14 protein-coding genes are annotated in these 16,925 nt (G+C 67.4%); 7 read left to right on the top strand and 7 right to left on the bottom strand.

The window, feature by feature from the left end; translation table 11 throughout:
* Positions 1-9: 9 nt before the first annotated feature.
* The gene (locus KEG38_RS50805; protein WP_272428159.1) at positions 10-2,721 is read right to left on the bottom strand and encodes a DUF2961 domain-containing protein; all 2,712 of its coding nucleotides are present in this window, start codon (positions 2,719-2,721) and stop codon (positions 10-12) included.
* Positions 2,722-2,801: 80 nt separating this feature from the next.
* Between KEG38_RS50805 and KEG38_RS50810 the strand changes: the two genes are divergently transcribed.
* Positions 2,802-4,082 (top strand): DUF418 domain-containing protein, encoded by a 1,281-nt coding sequence (locus tag KEG38_RS50810; RefSeq protein WP_272428160.1) that lies wholly within the window; start codon positions 2,802-2,804, stop codon positions 4,080-4,082.
* Here KEG38_RS50810 and KEG38_RS50815 read toward each other — a convergent pair.
* Positions 4,053-4,475, bottom strand: a complete 423-nt coding sequence (locus tag KEG38_RS50815) for a DoxX family protein (protein ID WP_272428161.1) — start codon at positions 4,473-4,475, stop codon at positions 4,053-4,055. The two genes, KEG38_RS50810 and KEG38_RS50815, sit on opposite strands and share 30 nt — an antisense overlap.
* 293 nt (positions 4,476-4,768) lie before the next feature.
* Here KEG38_RS50815 and KEG38_RS50820 point away from each other — a divergent pair, with 293 nt between their 5' ends.
* The 4 genes from KEG38_RS50820 to KEG38_RS50835 all read left to right on the top strand — a co-directional run bounded on the left by KEG38_RS50820 (position 4,769) and on the right by KEG38_RS50835 (position 8,886).
* Positions 4,769-6,490: a thiamine pyrophosphate-dependent enzyme gene (locus KEG38_RS50820; protein ID WP_272428162.1), complete on the top strand. Its 1,722-nt coding sequence runs from the start codon at positions 4,769-4,771 to the stop codon at positions 6,488-6,490.
* Positions 6,487-7,590, top strand: a complete 1,104-nt coding sequence (locus KEG38_RS50825; protein WP_272428163.1) for a 3-oxoacyl-ACP synthase III family protein — start codon at positions 6,487-6,489, stop codon at positions 7,588-7,590. Before KEG38_RS50820 ends, KEG38_RS50825 begins: the two co-directional genes overlap by 4 nt.
* 78 nt (positions 7,591-7,668) lie before the next feature.
* Positions 7,669-8,145, top strand: coding sequence for a hypothetical protein (locus KEG38_RS50830; RefSeq protein ID WP_272428164.1), 477 nt, complete (start codon positions 7,669-7,671; stop codon positions 8,143-8,145).
* Positions 8,146-8,202: 57 nt separating this feature from the next.
* A complete protein-coding gene (locus KEG38_RS50835; RefSeq protein ID WP_272428165.1) occupies positions 8,203-8,886 on the top strand; it encodes a toxin-antitoxin system YwqK family antitoxin in 684 nt (227 codons plus the stop codon).
* A gap of 6 nt (positions 8,887-8,892) precedes the next feature.
* Here KEG38_RS50835 and KEG38_RS50840 read toward each other — a convergent pair whose 3' ends face one another.
* Positions 8,893-10,437, bottom strand: coding sequence for a hypothetical protein (locus tag KEG38_RS50840; RefSeq protein WP_272428166.1), 1,545 nt, complete (start codon positions 10,435-10,437; stop codon positions 8,893-8,895).
* Positions 10,438-10,632: 195 nt separating this feature from the next.
* Here KEG38_RS50840 and KEG38_RS50845 point away from each other — a divergent pair, with 195 nt between their 5' ends.
* Positions 10,633-11,511: a lysophospholipid acyltransferase family protein gene (locus tag KEG38_RS50845; RefSeq protein ID WP_272428167.1), complete on the top strand. Its 879-nt coding sequence runs from the start codon at positions 10,633-10,635 to the stop codon at positions 11,509-11,511.
* Positions 11,508-12,434: an SDR family oxidoreductase gene (locus KEG38_RS50850; RefSeq protein WP_272428168.1), complete on the top strand. Its 927-nt coding sequence runs from the start codon at positions 11,508-11,510 to the stop codon at positions 12,432-12,434. Before KEG38_RS50845 ends, KEG38_RS50850 begins: the two co-directional genes overlap by 4 nt.
* Positions 12,435-12,500: 66 nt before the next feature.
* On the opposite strand, the gene KEG38_RS50855 is transcribed toward KEG38_RS50850, so the two are convergent.
* The 4 genes from KEG38_RS50855 to KEG38_RS50870 all read right to left on the bottom strand — a co-directional run bounded on the left by KEG38_RS50855 (position 12,501) and on the right by KEG38_RS50870 (position 16,579).
* Positions 12,501-13,193, bottom strand: coding sequence for a hypothetical protein (locus KEG38_RS50855; RefSeq protein ID WP_272428169.1), 693 nt, complete (start codon positions 13,191-13,193; stop codon positions 12,501-12,503).
* Positions 13,194-13,237: 44 nt separating this feature from the next.
* The gene (locus KEG38_RS50860) at positions 13,238-13,741 is read right to left on the bottom strand and encodes a hypothetical protein (RefSeq protein WP_272428170.1); all 504 of its coding nucleotides are present in this window, start codon (positions 13,739-13,741) and stop codon (positions 13,238-13,240) included.
* 131 nt (positions 13,742-13,872) lie between these two features.
* Complete coding sequence (locus KEG38_RS50865) at positions 13,873-15,480, bottom strand: FAD-binding oxidoreductase (RefSeq protein ID WP_272428171.1); 1,608 nt, start codon at positions 15,478-15,480, stop codon at positions 13,873-13,875.
* Positions 15,467-16,579, bottom strand: a complete 1,113-nt coding sequence (locus KEG38_RS50870) for an AI-2E family transporter (protein ID WP_272428172.1) — start codon at positions 16,577-16,579, stop codon at positions 15,467-15,469. The genes KEG38_RS50865 and KEG38_RS50870 overlap by 14 nt, the downstream gene beginning before the upstream one ends.
* Positions 16,580-16,925 lie beyond the last annotated feature (346 nt).

The raw sequence follows: 16,925 nt of genomic DNA on the forward strand, positions 1-16,925 counted from the left end.
GGCGCTCGCTCAGAGGCCAAAAAGCTCCTGCAGGAAGACGCCCCCCTGCCCCGATCCGGCGTGCGTGAAGAACAGGCGGCCCGTGTTGAAATGGCCTCCCTCGGCGATCCACTCGGCCGCGTGCGCGGAGAGGCGCGCGATGGGCTCGCTCGGGAAGGAGAACGGCGTGCGCGAGCGATACACGAACGTCGCATCCCAGGCCGTCGGGTAGCTCGTGACCGTCAGGTAAAACCATCCGTTTCGTTCGAACACGAACGGTGACTCGGTATGGCCGCTGTCGTGCCGGATCGTCTCCGGGCCGAGCGTCAAGGCCATGTTCGGCTCGCTCCACGTCGTGAGATCGAGCGACGTTCGATACGCGACGCCGCTCAGGCGGAGGTCCTTCGAGGCGCAGCGTGTGTAATAAACGACCCAGAGTTCCGCGAATCGAACGAGCATGGGATCGCGGGCGACGCAGAAATCCTCGAAGAGCGTCCCTCCGCTGCGCGTAAAACGCTTCCCGTCGGTCGAGCGCGCGATGCGGAATTGCGTGCGGTCCATGTCGCGCGCGCCCACGTGGTACATCATGACCACGCTCCCATCGTGATCACGGGCGAGATGGGGGGCCCAGATCCAGGGCTCGTCGGCCTGGGCCTTTAGCGTGAAGCGCTGGGGTGCAATCGTAAAACTCGGCGAGGAGGCCTCGTACCAGCGCGCGGGCCCGGGGCCGTCGGCGAGTGCGTGGACGAATGCGCGCTCGTCGAGCCCCTGGTACGGCTCCTCGTGGAAGATGCCCGTGAGCAACCATCGCCCATCGGCGAGCTCGATCAACGAGTGGTCGTTGACGTAAAAACGGCCCTCGGGCAGCGACCCGGTATCCAGGATTTTTACATTTTGCCCCTGCGAGAGCGTGGGCAATCCGGAACCGGTGAAATACTGCAAGCGGTAGCTGCTCTCGCTGAACTGTTCGGGGGAATCGGTCCCGTCGATCTCGAGGGCGGACTCTTTTCCGGCCGCGCATGTCCCGGGAGGAAGCTCGATCCAGAGCGCGTCTTCCGCGAGCGCGCGGGCCGGGTTTTGCTGGGATTCGAAGAAGCCGCCGACGTCTTTTCCGTCGAGCCGCACACGCGCCTCCTGCGGGCCGCGGGTTTGCGCGTATGTGCGGACGAGCAAAACCGCGCGAGCATCCTCGGACGGGCAACGCAAGAGGATTTTCGTCACGCCGCGGCGCTCCCGCACCGGGAAGGTTCGGACGGGCGCTTCACGTTCGGCGTCGACGGCCGACGTCCGAAGACGCGGGGACCGTACCCGTGCCACCTGCTCACCGATCGCGCGAATCCCGGAGAACACGTACGCGAGCCCGAGCGAACGCACGCGCAGCGGCGTGTAGGCGCCCGTGGGGCCCACCTCGAAGCCGAAGCGCATCCCGGAGCGGCTCACGATGGGGTCGGGCACGTGCAGCCGATAGAGGGAATGCTCGAACTTCGCGTGTTTCCATTCATCCTCCGGATCCGTGACGAGGAAACGGAGCTGGCCGCTCAGCGGATTCGCGTGAGCCCCGAGGAAGTACCACCCGCCATTGTAGTAGTCCTCGGTGCCGGTCCCGTGCTGCACCGGGTAGCGCATCCCGTCGGTCCGGATCATCTCGTCGCCCTCCAGATACCGCCGATCGCCGCGGAGTCCCTCGTCGAGGTTTTCCACGAGCCCCACGAACTGGAGGGGTTCGTCGCTCTGGAACAGGTTCATGGTGGTCTCACGCCCGGGCGCCTCCTGATCGCGGTATTGCGCGGCGAGCCGCACGCCGGGGCGGGCCTCCGCGAAATCCGCGGCGACCTTGATGTCCTCGATCGGATCCTCGGATGCCGCTTCGATCGTGAACGCCTCCCCTTCGCCGAGCGGAATGGGCAGGCGCGACGCGACCCGCCCGACGACGCCCATTCTCCAAGCAGCGTGGAGCGCGCTCCGGAACGTCACCCACCCTTCGTCGATCGCCTCCCTCTTCCCGGCGAGGCCAAAAAAGAAGGACGCGGGCACGGCCGGCTGATCCCCGATACGCACCCGGAGATCCCCGAGGCGCGCGGCCGGGAGCTCGACGAAGAGCCGGGAAATCGTGGTCGGGCCGGTGGCGAGAATGCGTGTCGCCCCGGGTCCGAGCGTGGCTCCTGGGCCAAAGGCCGGCGGGTGTTCCGTCCAGTCCTCGCGGAGGAACCGAGAGAGCGCCTCGGCGTCCGGGCCGGCGGCGGATCCAGGCCCCTCGCGGTAGGTGATCTGGTGATAAAGAGGGACGCCTCGATACCGCACCTTGGCCTCGCGGGAATACGCGAACGGCACATAACTCGTGTATGCGCCGGAGCTCGCGTCGACGCCGAGGACGAGCGGGGCGCGGTAGGGACCACGTCCCTCGAAGAAATCGCGGGGGTCTCCACGAAACGCAGTCTGGCCATCGACCTCGATCCAGAGCTCCTGGCCGTCTTTTTCGAGCTCCTTGCGCGGCGCCGTGATCCAGATCCGGGTGATCCTCCCCTCCCCGCGCGCATGAAAAAGAACCCGGAATTCCCCCTCGACGGCCACGCCCGCGCGGAATCCATCGTCGTTTCCCCCCGCGGGATCGTGCGTGGTCACGCTCCTCGTGATCCACCCCGGATGAAAGGTGAGGAGCTCGGAGAGGACCGGGGAGATGGGCAAAGAGGTCGCATGCTGGGCAATTGTGAGGGCTGCGCCGAGCAGGTTCTGGAGAGGCATGCGGCAAACCTAATGTGGTCCCCGCTGGAATGGTGCCGGGCGCCTTGCTCGCCCGAGACACGAACGTGTATGCTGCACCGATGACAGAGACCGGTCAGGGGGACGCCGAACCGACGAAAACGAATAGAGCGGAGCTCGCGCCCGCTACCGCGGTGGAGCGCGTCGAGACCCTCGACGTGTTACGCGGCTTCGCGCTCTACGGCGTGCTCCTCGCGAACACCGTGCCCTGGTTCAGCGCCCTCGCGTTCATGCCACGCGAGGTGGTCCTCGCGCAGAGCAGCACCGCCGACAGGGTGTTCCTCTTCCTGCTCGGGCTCTTCGTCGACGGAAAGGCCATGGCGCTCCTGACCATGCTGTTTGGTCTCGGGTTCGCCGTGCAACTCCAGCGCGCTGAGGCGCTCGGGCGCAGCGTGGTGCCGCTGCACGTCCGCAGGCTCGCGGCGATGGCGCTCATCGGCGTCTCGCACGTGCTCCTGCTCTGGTGGGGCGATATCCTGTGGGGGTATGCGGTCGCCGGCTTCGGCCTCCTTTTGTTCCGCTGCGTGCGCGGCTGGAAGCTCATCGCATGGGGCCTCTTTTTGACGCTCGTCCCGCCGTTCGTCTTCTGGATTCCCCCTGTCTTCAACGCCCTCCGGGCCTATTCGCCCACGCCGCCCGATTTCGCGGCCTTCCGGGCGGAGGTTTTCGCGGCGATCACGGGCAGCGATCGCCGCCTGCTCACCGTGATGCAGGTGAAGCAGGCCATCTATCACGTGGGCTTCATCTGGGTCTGGTATTTCGTATGGCTCGTCGGGCGATATCTGCTCGGTGCCTGGGCCGGCACGACGAGGATCTTTCAAGAGGCCGAGGCGCGCCTGCCGTTCTTCCGCAAGCTCCTCGGCTGGGGCCTCGGGCTCGGCCTCCTCGGCTCCGCGATCCAGCCCGTGCGCATGCAGCTCATGCGCAGGGGCATCGTGATTCCGGAGTGGGTCGGGCTCGCGATCATCATTCCGCACGAGCTCGGCGTCATGCTGCTCGCGGCCGGGTACGCGGCGGCGGTGGTCCTCTTGATGCAGCGGCCCTGGTTTCGCCGCGCCCTCTTGATCCTCGCGCCGGTCGGCCGGATGCCACTCTCGACCTACCTCGGCCAGAGCCTCGCGAGCACATTCGTTTTTTATGGCTGGGGGCTCGGGCTCGCGGGCCGGGTCCACGCGTGGTGGACGCTCCCGATCACGCTCGGCATCTTCACGCTGCAGGTGATCTTCGCGCACGCGTGGCTTTCGCGTTACCGCTTCGGGCCGATGGAGTGGATCTGGCGCTCGATGGCCTACGGTCGAGTGCAGCCGCTCCGATTACCGGCGCGGCAAGAGGAGCTCGCGTAGACGCGCGTCCCGCAGGTAAAGGCCGCCCCAGATGAATGCGGCGACGTAGACCGGGAACAGGACGTGGCTGAACAGCGGACTGCCGACGCGCACGTGCGTCGCGATCGCGCCGCCGAGATACCCCGTCAGCAAAACCGCTCCGAGAAACGACGTCCGCGGAATCACGTAGGTCACGACGCACATGAGGAGGAGCGTCCCGAGGCTACGGGCGAGCTCCGGGGGGAATCCGAGCTGATCGTGCGCCGCGAGCACCTCCTTCGGCGCCATCAACTTGATGGCCGCATCGAAGAGCAGGAACGCCACCGCGAGTCCGCTGAGGATACGCCCGGACCAGGACGTCTTCGTCGACACGGGTTCCATCGGGCGCTCGGACGCAAGAACATTCGTCACCATCGTCGTTCCTCCTCTGACTCGGCTGGAAGGCCGTTTCCGGCTCGGCGGCCCGGTCCCCCGCGCCGTCGACACACCCCATGGACCGCCCGACCCCGTAAAACTCATCGGTCCCCCCGAAAGATTTTTTACGCGCGCCGATTCGGCAAACTCCACCGATCGTGAGGAGGGCGGTTTGGATGTCGTGCAGGCGGGCATCCCGGCTCACCTCGCCCGCGCGGAGCCGCGGACCGACCCGTCGAGCAAGTTTGAGCCGTACCTGGCCTGGCGTATGATTGCCCGTCCGAGCATCCCTCATGAACCACGCACCTCCACCGCTTTCTCTCGTCGGGCCCGGGGCGCCCCGCGCGTCCGTGTCCGAGGTCCTGGCCGCGTTCCTCGCGCGCCTCGGCGTGGAGGTCGGCTACGGGCTCGGCGGCGGCACCATCGTCCCGTTCTGTCATGCGCTCGCGCGGAGCCGCGTGCGCGTCCTGCACTGCCGACACGAGTCCGGCGCGGCGTTCGCGGCGCTCGAAGAGAGCCTCGCTCAGGATCGCCCGACCGTGGTGTTCGCGACGGCCGGCCCGGGGATCACGAATGCGATCACGGGGCTCGCCGCCGCGCGCATCGAGGGCGCGAAGGTCATCCTCGTCTCCGGCGGCACCTCGCCCTCCCAGCGCGACCGCGGGGCCGCCCAGGAGACGACCGCAAGAACCCTCCCCGCGGGCCTGCTCTCCGACGGTCCCATCTTCCACTACGCGACGACCCTGGAACATCCCTCCCAGCTGCCGGTCATCCTCCGAAGACTGATGGTCGGAGCGCGGGCCGTGGAGGGGTTCGTCGCGCACATCCATTTGCCGCTGAGCGTGCAAGAGGCGATCTTCGAAGGCCCGGTCCTGGCCGACACGGAGGCGCTGCCCGGCCCAGCTCCCTCCGCCGACGCGCTCGATGCCGTGACGAAGATCCTCACGGAAGAGCCGTGCGCGCTCTGGGTGGGCTTCGGCGCGAGGAAGGCCGTTTCACGGGTACGCGCTCTTGCCGAGCGACGCGCGATGCCCGTGATGTGCTCGCCGCGCGCCAAGGGTATTTTCCCCGAGGATCACCCGCTCTTCGTCGGGACCACGGGCGTCGGGAGCCACGCGCGGGTCGCGTCGAGCCTCCAGGCGGCGCGCATCCAGCGAACGCTCGTCCTCGGCACGCGGCTCTGGGAATGCACGTCGTTCTGGCGGCAGGACCTCGTGCCGCCGCGTGGCTTCATCCATGTGGACGTCAATCCCGCGGTCTTCGGCGCGGCCTATCCGGCCGCGGAGACGCTCGGTGTGCAAGCCGAAATCGGCGTGTTTCTTTCGGCGCTGCTCCCGCGCCTGCCGACGCATGCAGGAGCGCCGCCCACCCTGCCCCGATTGCCGCGGACGCCGCCGCTCGATCCGCTCACGGAAGGGGCCGTCCGGCCGCGTTTCCTTTTCGAGGCGGTGCAGCGCGTCGTGGTCGAATCGTCCGACGCGGCCGTGCTCACGGAAGCAGGCAGCGCATTCGTATGGGGCAACCACGTGCTCCGTTTCCAGGAGCCGGGGCGATATCGCTCGGGGTTGCATTTCGGATCGATGGGCCACGCGACGACGGGCGTGCTCGGGGCCGCGCACGCGCGGGGCAAGGCGGCGGTCGCGCTCGTGGGCGACGGATCGATGCTCATGCTGGAGGAGGTGAGCACGGCCGTGCGATATGGTATCCCGGCGGTCTGGGTGGTGCTGAACGATCGTCAGTACGGTATCGTCGAGCACGGTATGCGCGCGTCGGGGTACGATCCGGTGGAGACCACGCTGCCCGATACGGATTTTTCGCTCATTGCAAGGGGACTCGGGGCGCTCGGCACGAGGGTCGAGCGAGAGGGAGAGCTCGAAGCGGCGCTGGGGGAGGCGCTCGCGGCGGGAAAACCCTTCGTGGTGGATGTCCGGGTGGATCCGGAGGAACGACCGCCCATCACGAGCCGTGTTCGAAGCCTGGAGGCGCAAACCGCCAAGGAGAGCTTTTCCCCATGAGTACCTCCGCAGGGATGCGATCGCTCGCCATCACGTTCCCCGGTGGCCTGAAGACGAACGATTACTGGCGCCGCCACTACCCCGAGATGCTCGGCGCGGCCGTGGAAAAACGAAACGTGTGGGCCGCGCCCGAGGAGCCACGCCAGGCGCCGGACGCGTTCGACGCCGAAATGGCGAAATACCTCGACGACCCGTTCCGCGGCGCAAAAGAGCGACGCGTGCTCCTGCCGCACGAAAATGCGCTGGAGCTCGAGACACGCGCCGCGACGATGGCCCTGACGGCTGCGCAGATCGCTCGCTCGGAGGTGGATCTCGTCATCGCGTGCTCGCTCTTTCACGACGTGATGGGAATCGGCCATGCCACGTTCCTCGCCGGCGAGCTCGGGCTCACCTCGGCGGCGTGGAACCTCGAGACCGCGTGTTCGGGGGCGTTTGCCGTTTTCGAGACCGCGTGTGCGCTCGTGCGCGCCGGGCAATACCGGAACGTGCTCGGCGTCGTCTCGTGCACGTATTCGCGATCCGTCGAGGAGCACGACACAATGTCGTGGTTTTCGGGCGACGGCGCCGGGGCGTTCGTGGTCTCGGAGGTGCCCGAAGGCGAAGGGCTCGTCGCCTCCGCAATGCTACACAGCGCCGAGACGTGCAAGGCCTTCCTGCTCGACGTGGTCGACGATCCGAAGCGCGGCAAGCAGGTCGTGCGACTCCGCTCGGATCGGAGCGCGAGCAAGGTCTTGCGCCAGGTCTCCGAGCCGTATCTGCGAAAGACGGCGGACATGGCGCTCCAGAAAGCGGGGCTCCGGATGTCGGACGTCGACTGGCTCGTCGTGAACACGCCGACCGCGTGGTATGCCTCGTTTTGCGCGCGTGTCCTCGATTTCGATCGAGCGCGCACCATCGATACGTTCCCGCGGTATGCGAACTGCGGCCCCGCGCTGATGCCCGTGAACCTGTACACGGCCGCGGCCGAACTGCCGATCCGGCGCGGGGATCTCGTATTGCTCCATACCGTGGGCAGCGCGTCGAGCTCGGGCTCGGCCCTCGTTCGCTGGGGCGACGTGGCGCTCGGCCCTGCGCCAGGTCTACCCATCGAGGTTTTGTAGGGTCGCCGAAAGGTACCCCCGAACACGCATCGAACGGGTGCTTTTCCGCGGACGATTCTCCTGCTAGCGTTCGAGGCTGTGGAGATCGTCTACGACCAACCTGCCGTCGCCATCGGGTGGCGTCCCCCCGTGCTCGTCGTGTGGTGGAAGCAGGCGCCGACGCTGCCCGCGGCCGTCCAGGTGAACGAGCGCGCGTCGAAAATCATGACGACGCATCCGGGCGGAAGCATCTTCATCGTGCTCACGAGCGCCGACCACGGGGCGCCCGAGCGCGCCGCGGCGAACGCGCTCGGTCAGGCGACACGCGCGCTCGAGAAGCACATCCTGGCGCACGCGTTCGTGATCGAGGGTCAGGGCCTGAAAGCGGGAGCGATCCGCGCGACCGTGAAGACGCTGCAGTCGCTCACGCGCGTGATTTTTCCGTGGACCATCGCGTCGAGCACGGAAGAGGGCATCCTGTGGGTCGCGCGCAAGGCGAAATTCCTCAGCGAGGAAGAGGCGCAGGTCATCCTCGCGGACGTCAAGGCCATGAAAGCGGCCACGGCGAAGAGCTGAACGAGGCAAAAGCGACGGAATGTTGACGCCCCACTGTGGGGCGGGTAGCGGGACGACGTGGCACCTCGGTACCGCTCGTTCATTCCGAAGACCGCGTTCGAGCGTGTGATCGCGTGGTATCCGAGCGGGGCGAAGGAGCGGGCCGAGTATCTCGTCGGCGACGAGGTGGTCGGCGAGCGCTCTTTCCACGAGACGGGCGAGCCGTACTCGGAGAAACCCCTCCGGCGAGGAAAATCGCACGGGACCGAGTACGATTGGTACGAGCCCGGGGTTCTCACCTTCGCAGAGCCGCACGTGGATGGCCTGCCACACGGGACCGCCAAGCAATGGATCGACGGGAAGCTCATCGGGACGTACGAGATGGTCCACGGGACCGGAATCGATCTCTGGTGGCAGCTCGACGGCGACGGCACGCGGCGCCTCACGGAGGTATGTTACTTCCGCGACGGCCGCCCGGATGGCTTCCGATGGTGGCTCGTTGATGAGGAGCGCCGCGTCTTCTGGGAGAGCCATTACAAGCAGGGCCAGCTCCACGGCGTCGAGCGTGAGTGGAACCCAGGGCGATGGAGACTGAAGCGAGGATTCCCGAAGTACTGGGTGAACGGCAAGCAGGTCTCGAAGCGGGCGTATCTTGCCGCCTGCAAACGAGACCCGACCCTCCCGCCATTCCGGAACGAAGACAATGCCCCCGAGCGGCAGTTCCCCCCCGAAATCGTGAAGGTGCTCGGCCCGAGGGCATGACGAAAGTCAAGCCGCGCCGCGCTCGCTCGGAATGCCGAGCTTGTTCGAGCGCGCGGCCTCGAGTGATATCGTGAGCTGCTCCTCCAGCGCGTCGAAGATCGTCTCGACCATGCCAATGGCCACGTCGCGCTCGCCCGTGGTGATGCGCTCGCTCGTGATGAAGGCTTTTCGCGGGAGACGCTCGCCGCGCGCTCCATGCGCCGCGTCGTGCCGGTCGCAGAGATAATCGAGCCGGATGCCCCGCTCCTTCTCCACCACCTCCGCGAGCTTTTTCACGTTCTCGAAGAACGCGTGCCCGCTCGCCTCCATGGCCGCGACGAACCAGAACAGCATCGCCGGATCGCGATGGCCCATGGCGAGCTTCGCGAACGTCGCGAGGTTTTTCCGGTGCGTCTCGACCTGCGGATCGAGGAACAGGAACTTCAGCGTGTCCTTCGCCTTCCAGCCGAGGACCTCATCCATCCCGAGCACCTGCCAGTCGTGCAGGAAGAGCGCGCTGTGCGTCTCCAGGTCGTCGCACCATTCGTTGATGCGCTGCTCCTTCGGCGTGCTCGGCTCGGGGTAACGGACCGCGTATCGGTTCAGATCGCGGTAGCCCATGATGTCGGGCACCCAGAGCGGGAGGAACCGCATGAGCTTTTCCCGCGGCGAGACGCCCGTCTCGTCGCGCAGCCACGCATAAAACGGATGCCGCGCCGCCTGCGCTTTGCGCTCCTCGATGACACGAAGGACATCCTCGTGATAAAGCGCCATCGGCTGTTCGAGCTCGACCTCGTACGAAGGCCGCTCGGTCGGCTCGGTTTGCGCGCGCGGCGCGAGGGCTTCGCCTTGTGGCCTTCGCGGGAGCCGGCCCGGCTGCATGTACGTGCGCCCGTATTCCAGGAAGCAATCGTGGACCTCTTCGAAGAGGTCGAACATGCGGTTCGCCAATCGCATCGCCAGCGGCCGCTGCCGCTCGTCGAGGACCTCGTCGTCGAAGACGCCCTTGGATCCCCAGACGAACCCCGGCTCCCGATCGAGGTGGTGATTGCCGAAGTAGATGTACCGGAGCCCCGTCTTCGCCTCGATCTCGCTCGCGACCTTCGCCAGGTGGTAGAAGAACGCGTTCCCCGCGGCCTCGCCGGCCTCCGAGTGCGCGAAGCGGACGAGCGGATCGCCCGCGTCCTCGACGTCGAGCCGGCCGAACTCCAGGACGAAATAACGGAATCGCTCGTTCTCCTTCGAGAGGAAGAGCCACCAGAGCATGTCGCTCGCGCGAAAGCCGAGGCGCTCGTCGAGCTTCATCTTGCTCCAGTCCTCGAGGAAGAGCCGCGAGTGCGTCTCATCCTCGCGCGTGCCGCCGTTCAGCGCCTCCTCGAAGCGGTTGCGAGGCTTCGGGAAGCGGATGAAATACCGGCTCGCGTCGCGGAAGTTCATCACGAACACGGTCATGATGGGCGCGATCAGGACCTTGTCCTCGAGCGGCACCGCGTCGGAATGCAGCCAATCGAAGAACGGGTGCGACAGGATGCGTTCCCACCGCGCCGCCTTGAGCTTCATGAACTCCTTCATTGTAGGCCTCCTTTGCCTTGGGTCCGATCGGACGAGTCTATCACGAGCAGAAATCGAAGGAGGCCCCCGAAGAGCCGCCGAAACGGCCAGCCGAAGGAGGTAGGAGCGCTGCCCCACATCCCGCGCGTGATCTCCCCTTGCCTCGCGCCTCGCCTTCCGCCTATTCTCCCTCGCCCCCTCCGTCTGGAGAAACCTGTGTCCCTGCTCATCGATCCGGAGATCGCCGCCCGCGTCGACCGCCTGGAGCTCCCGTTCAACGCCTACGGTGTCGATCCTTACGGCACCACGAAGCAGCACCTCGCCCGGCTGTTCACGGTCTTCCGTTTCCTCTACCGCCATTACTTCACCGTCGGCGTCGAGGGCGTCGAGCACGTCCCCGCCCGCGGCCGCGCCATGCTCGTCGGCAACCACTCGGGCGGCATCGCGATCGACGGCGCCATGGTGATCACGTCCTGCTTCTTCGAGCTCGAGCCCCCCCGGCTCGCTCAGGGCATGGCCGAGAAGTTCATGGCGAAAACGCCGTTCATGGGGCTCTTGGCCACGCGCAGCGGGCAGCTCACCGGGCTCGTCGAGACGGCCGAGCACCTGCTGCACGACGAGCGCCTGCTCATGATCTTCCCCGAGGGCGCCCGCGGCACGGCGAAGCTTTATCCCGAGCGCAACACGCTCGTCCAATTCGGATCGGGCTTCATGCGCCTCGCCATGAAGACGCGGACGCCCATCATTCCGTTCGGGTTCGTCGGCGGCGGCGAGGCCATTCCCACGATCGCAAATTCGTATGCCCTCGGAAAGCTGCTCGGCGCGCCCTACGTCCCGATCACGCCCTGGGGCGTCGCGCTCCCGGCGCCGGTGCGGCTCGAGCTCACGTATTCCGCGCCCATGAAGTTCGAAGGGACGGGGACCGAAGAAGACGAGGTCATCGAGGGATACGTGGAGCAGGTGAAGCAGCGGATCGCCGGCCTCATCGAGGTGGGCAGGGAAAGGCGGCGCAAGGCGCTCGCCTGGTCGCGCGACGCGGAGGACGAGGCCCGGATCGAGGGTGAGACGGGCGGCACGAAGGAGGAGCAGCGATGAGGGTTCTCATTCCCGGAATCGGGGGCGTGCTCGGTCAGCGCGTCGCGCGCCGCCTGCTCGAGCAGGGGCACGAGGTCATCGGAATCGATCGCCGGCCATGGCCCGACGCGCCGCCCGGAATCGAGCTCCACAACGTGGACATCCGCAAGCGCGCGGCCGAGGACGTCTTCCGCAAGCGGCGGCCGCAGGCGGTCATTCACATGGCCACGGTCACGCACCTCGTCGAGAAGACCGCCGAGCGCTACAAGATCAACCTCGGCGGCACGCGCGCCGTCTTCGAGCATTGCCGCGACTGGGGCGTCGAGCACGCAATCTTCGTCGGAAGGCACACCTATTACGGCGCGGCCGCCGATTCGCCGCTTTATCACAAGGAAGAGGACCCGCCGATGGCGGTGACCACCTTCCCGGAGCTCTCCGACCTCGTCGCGGCCGATCTGTATGCGTGCACGGCGCTCTGGCGGCTGCCGAACATGCGCACGACGGTCCTCAGAATGGTGTACACGCTCGGGCCCACGGGGCACGGGACGCTGGCCACGTTCCTGCGCGGGCGGCATGTGCCCATGGTCCTCGGCTTCGATCCGCTCTTTCATTTCATGCACGAGGAGGACGTGACGACGGCGATCTGCCTCGCGCTGGAGAAACGGGTGCAGGGCGTCTACAACGTCGCGGGGCCGCAGCCGGTGCCGCTCTCCGTGGTCGTTCGCGGGACCGGGCGGACGCCCATTCCGCTTCCCGAGTTCGCCTTCCGCGCCGCGCTCGGCCGCTTCGGTTTGCCACGCCTGCCGCCGGGCGCGCTCGCGCACATCATGTATCCGGTCGTGGTCGATAGCGAGGCGTTCCGCGCGGCCACAGGGTTCGTCCACCAGGTGGACGAGGTCCGGGCGATGGAAGAATTTCGGAACGCATTCCCCGTGCGGGGATAGGGCGGGAACCAAAACAAAAACGCGGGCGCGCCCATTCTTCGGGAGCGCGCCCCGCGGAAAAACATTTCACTGGCAAACGCCGCCGAGGCACTTGCCGCTCAGGCATTCGATGCCCTTCGTGCACGCCTGCGTGGCGACGTTCTTGCACGCGCCCTTGCCATCGCAGACGGAGACGCCGCCGCCACACGCGCGGTCCTCGTGGGTCTCGTTCTCCGGGACGTAGGCGCAAATGCCCACGGAGCCTTCGAGGTCACAGCGGATACACGCGGCGCCACACGCCTCGTTGCAGCACACGCCGCCCGAGCAGAAGCCGGTCGCGCAATCGCCTTCCTTTCCGCAGGCGAGGCCCTGGGTGCACGGAGCGCAGGAGCCGCCGCAGTCGACGTCGGTCTCGTAGCCGTTGCGGACGCCGTCGCTGCAGCTCACGCACGCGCCCATGACGCAAGATTGGCCCGCGGCCGCGTCGCATTGCGGTCCACACGTGCTGCGCGCGCCCGGGAGCACCTCCTCACAGGTCCAGCAGATCTCGACCTCGCACGCGGTATCGCAGCCGTCGCCCGGCGCCGTATTGCCGTCGTCGCACGCTTCCTTGCCCTGGCGGAGGCTGTCCCCGCAGCGCGTCTCGAGCGCGCTGACACCCAGGTCGGGCCCGGACGGCACGAGATCCTCGAGGAATTCGCCCTCGACCATGCAGCCGTAGCCGGAAAGTGCGCAAGCCACGATCCACAAGAAACCCCGTTCAACGTGTTTACGCGCCATGACGACACACCCCCGAAAAAGTTAGAGCCGGATGTACGCCTCGGTCAAAAGAGGACCTGGACGCCGAGGAGCCCGCCCTGGAAGCGCACCACCGCCTGGGGCCCGGGCACCTTGCTCTTTGCGGTCTCGACATCGTCTTCGACGTTGATGGCATAAAGGGCCGTCCCGAACCCCGCGACGCCGGCCCCGATGAACGACAGAATCGAGGCGTTCGCGAGGAACGCCATGTCGCGCTGCATGTCATTGAAACCGCCGGGACAGCTCCGGCAGGGATCGGCCCGGAGACGCTCGCTCTCCGCGTCGAGCGTCGCCGCCGCGGCGCCGAGGCCAATGCCGAACGAGGCGAAGAGCACGGTCGCCGCGACGCCGCCCTCGATGACCTCCTCGGGGTCTCTGTCGGGCGTGATGGGCGGCGGCACCGAGACCTCCCAGGGCTCACGGCAGAGACCGTCTGCCGACTGGCAGAGCCCGCCCGCGAGGACCAGAAGCGATAGAATGCCCCGCACGACCACGCGCCCCAAACCCCTCGCGTTCTCACGAGAATGCATCGTTCCCCCCATGAAGGCCAATCTCTAGCACCCGCCGGGGGGCCGTACGAGCCAATGCTCGCGGCGCGGCGCGCTCGCACGGCCTACGTCCGGCGCGCCATGAGATTCGTATGTCGAGAAAAACAACCGGTTCAGCGTTCTTCGGGTTCGAAGAGCGCGCCGGGGTTCATGATTCCGGCAGGGTCGACGGCGCGCTTGGCGGCGCGGAGCGCGGCCGCGAATGGCTCGGGTCGCTCGTCGCGAAAGTAGGGGCGGTGCACGCGGCCGACGGCGTGGTGGTGGGTGATGGTGCCGCCCGACGCGAGGATCGCGCGGCTCGCGGCGTCCTTGATGGTCGCCCAGGTCTCGAGCTCGTGACCTTCCCGCGCGGGGCCGAGGAACGTGTAATACGGCGCGGGTCCGTCCGGATACACGTGGGTGAAACGTCGCGCGAGAACGCCGCCGCCCAGAGCGCGCTGCAGGGCCGGGAGCACCGCTTCGTGCACGGCGAAGTCGAGCTCCTCGAATTTGTCCCACGTACACGCCGTCTCGAACGTGTCCGCGAGGACGCCAAGGGAGACGAGCGCGCTCTGCAAGTACGGCGCGCGGAAAAACGATTGCTTGTACGTCGCCTGCGCCCGCGCCCCTTCGCCGCGATCCTCGCGGAGCACGGGTCCTTCGGGACAAACGCCGCCCGCCTCGGCCGTGATTTCGAGGGCGCGGTTCATCGAAGGCCCGAGCGGGTGATCCGCCGATTCGAAGGCGAGGAGCAGCACGGCCCCGCCGTCGACGAAGACGCCGCCGAGCAGGGCGTCGGTTCGATCGAGGAGCCGGCAATTCGAGGGGTAGAGGCCCGATTGCGCGAGCACGCGGCACGCTTTGACGCCGTCCGCAAAGTGCGGGAACGTCACGCTCGCCGAGGCCCGATACCGGGGCCGCGCCTGCAGGCGCACCCAGGCTTCCGTGATGACGCCGAGGATGCCCTCCGAGCCGAGCGCGAGCCGATCCGGGCTCGGCCCCGCGCCCGAAGCCGGAAGCCTGCGGCTTGCCCAGGTGCCGGCGGGCGTGATCATCCGGACGGAGGAGACGAGGTCGTCGATATGGGTGTAGAGCGTCGCGAAATGGCCGCCCGCGCGCGTGGCGATCCAGCCGCCGAGGGTCGAAAATTCGAAGCTCTGCGGGAAATGGCGCAGCGTGAGCCCGTGCGGGGCGAGCTGCTCTTCGAGGACAGGGCCGGTCGCGCCGGCCTGAATGCGCGCCGATCGCGAGACGGGCTCGATCTCGAGCACCCGGTCGAGCATGCGCATGTCGAGCGAGACCACACCACGCGGGCGATCCCCGACGTTCGCCTCGACGCCCCCGACGACGCTCGTGCCGCCGCCGTACGGGATGACGGCGATGCCCTCGGCCGCGCAATGGGCGAGCAAGCGCTCGATGTCCTCCTCGGACCGGGGAAAACTCACCCAATCGGGGGCGACCGAAAAATCACCGCGGTAGGCCCGGACGATGTCGCGATACCCCTTGCCGTACGTGTGGAGGATGCGGTCCTTCGGCGCGGCGGAGGAAATCGGAGCCAGGGACGTGGGCGGGAGGACACGCGGAGGCGGCAGGCGCGCCGATTCGACGGTGGGCAAAGGCCGCAGGGAAAACTCCCGGCCGAGCAGGGCGCCGACCTGCACGGCGAGCGCCTGCCGGCCCGGTTCGTCCGGAAAAGCGTCGGTGTATCCCCACGCCCAGAAGCTCCGCTCACGCTCGCTCATCGTTCTTCGGCTCCTCCGCGCCCAGCGCGGGCTTGATGCTCGGCGGACCAACCGGCGGCTCGGCCGGCGTGTCCGTGGGCGCATTCGAATCGAGTAGCATGGCCATCCAGCGCGTCTTCTCGCTGCCTTCGAGGAGGATACGCGCCACCATCGTGAGGGGCACGGAGAGGAACATGCCCGCCGGCCCCCAGAGCCAGCCCCAAAACAGGAGGGAAAGAAACACCACGGTCGCCGACAAACCGAGTCTGCGGCCCATCCACGCAGGTTCGAGGATGTTGCCAAGCACCGTGTGCACCACGAGAAACCCCGCCGAGACGGCCAGCGCCCGCCCCGGGCCATGCGAAAGGAGCGCAAAAAAGACGGGCGGCGCCCCGGCGATGATCGCGCCGACGTTGGGGATGTAGTTCAAAAGGAACGCGACGAGGCCCCAGAGCAGCGCGAAATCCACGCCGAGGATATAAACGATGAGGCCCGCGAGGAGGCCGACCGCGATGCTGATGACGGTCTTGATGAACAGGTAATTCTGCACATCGCCCACGATTCCAGGGAAGAGCCCCACGTAACCGCCGCGCTCGCCCGCGAGGGCCCGGAGCTTGCGCGAAAACGTGCGCGACTCGAAAAGCATGAAGCCGAGGATGAGCAGGACGATGAAGATGTTCGAGACGAGCCCAGCCAGATCGCGGATCATCCCAGCGCCAAACGAGAGCACGGTGCCAGGCGAGATCATCTGGGTGATGGCGCCCCGAGGGACGTGGACGTTGTGCGCGCGCAGCCACGTCGTGAGCTCCACAGCGATGATGTCGATCCGGGCCTGGTAACGGGGCACAGCCTCGCCGAACTCAGTCGCCGACCCCGCGACGACAGACGCACCCGCGCTGAGGACAGCGATGTTCGCAAGCAGGACGAGCGTGGCAGCGGCAGGCTCGGGGACCCGTCGCCTCTCGAGCCACGCGAGCGGCGGAGCGCTGACGACGGCGAGCAGGAGCGCCATCATGAACGGCACGAGCACGCTCGCAGCCGCGTGGAGGGCCGCGACGATGACCACAAAAGCGGCGATCTGCAGCAGAACGTCAGAACGAGACGGGACGCGCTTGTCCAAGGCGGAGGCCATCCTAGCCGGCCAGGACGCTTCGCGCACCCCCGCAGCGTAGCGCCGCGCCGCGCCGGGGTTTCACCCCGGACCCCGACCAGGGGTTGTCCACCCCTGGACCCGGACCAGCGCAAGCGCTGGACCCGGGGTCGATGAACTGCGCGATGCGCAGTTCATCGAACAGGTCGAGGCAAGACCGGCGACGGGCTTGCCAGTCAAACCGCAGCGTTGACGTGTCTGCTCGACGAGGGTGGGCAGCGCTGCTGTCTCAGCTGGCAACGCCGCTCGTGGTCTTGCCCCGGGCCCGTCCGAGAAACCGCGCATCGCGCGGTTTCTCGGCCCTCGGTCCCGGCCG

Origin of the sequence: Polyangium jinanense, assembly GCF_028435265.1 — a bacterium.
Lineage (GTDB): Bacteria > Myxococcota_A > Polyangia > Polyangiales > Polyangiaceae > Polyangium > Polyangium jinanense.

What these genes read in the sequence shown, in the direction of transcription:
- KEG38_RS50815 (WP_272428161.1), bottom strand. Translation starts at nt 4,475, where the DNA reads ATGGTGACGAATGTTCTTGCGTCCGAGCGCCCGATGGAACCCGTGTCG.
- KEG38_RS50865 (WP_272428171.1), bottom strand. Translation starts at nt 15,480, where the DNA reads ATGAGCGAGCGTGAGCGGAGCTTCTGGGCGTGGGGATACACCGACGCT.
- KEG38_RS50855 (WP_272428169.1), bottom strand. Translation starts at nt 13,193, where the DNA reads ATGGCGCGTAAACACGTTGAACGGGGTTTCTTGTGGATCGTGGCTTGC.
- KEG38_RS50805 (WP_272428159.1), bottom strand. Translation starts at nt 2,721, where the DNA reads ATGCCTCTCCAGAACCTGCTCGGCGCAGCCCTCACAATTGCCCAGCAT.
- KEG38_RS50860 (WP_272428170.1), bottom strand. Translation starts at nt 13,741, where the DNA reads ATGCATTCTCGTGAGAACGCGAGGGGTTTGGGGCGCGTGGTCGTGCGG.
- KEG38_RS50825 (WP_272428163.1), top strand. Translation starts at nt 6,487, where the DNA reads ATGAGTACCTCCGCAGGGATGCGATCGCTCGCCATCACGTTCCCCGGT.
- KEG38_RS50850 (WP_272428168.1), top strand. Translation starts at nt 11,508, where the DNA reads ATGAGGGTTCTCATTCCCGGAATCGGGGGCGTGCTCGGTCAGCGCGTC.
- KEG38_RS50820 (WP_272428162.1), top strand. Translation starts at nt 4,769, where the DNA reads ATGAACCACGCACCTCCACCGCTTTCTCTCGTCGGGCCCGGGGCGCCC.
- KEG38_RS50810 (WP_272428160.1), top strand. Translation starts at nt 2,802, where the DNA reads ATGACAGAGACCGGTCAGGGGGACGCCGAACCGACGAAAACGAATAGA.
- KEG38_RS50840 (WP_272428166.1), bottom strand. Translation starts at nt 10,437, where the DNA reads ATGAAGGAGTTCATGAAGCTCAAGGCGGCGCGGTGGGAACGCATCCTG.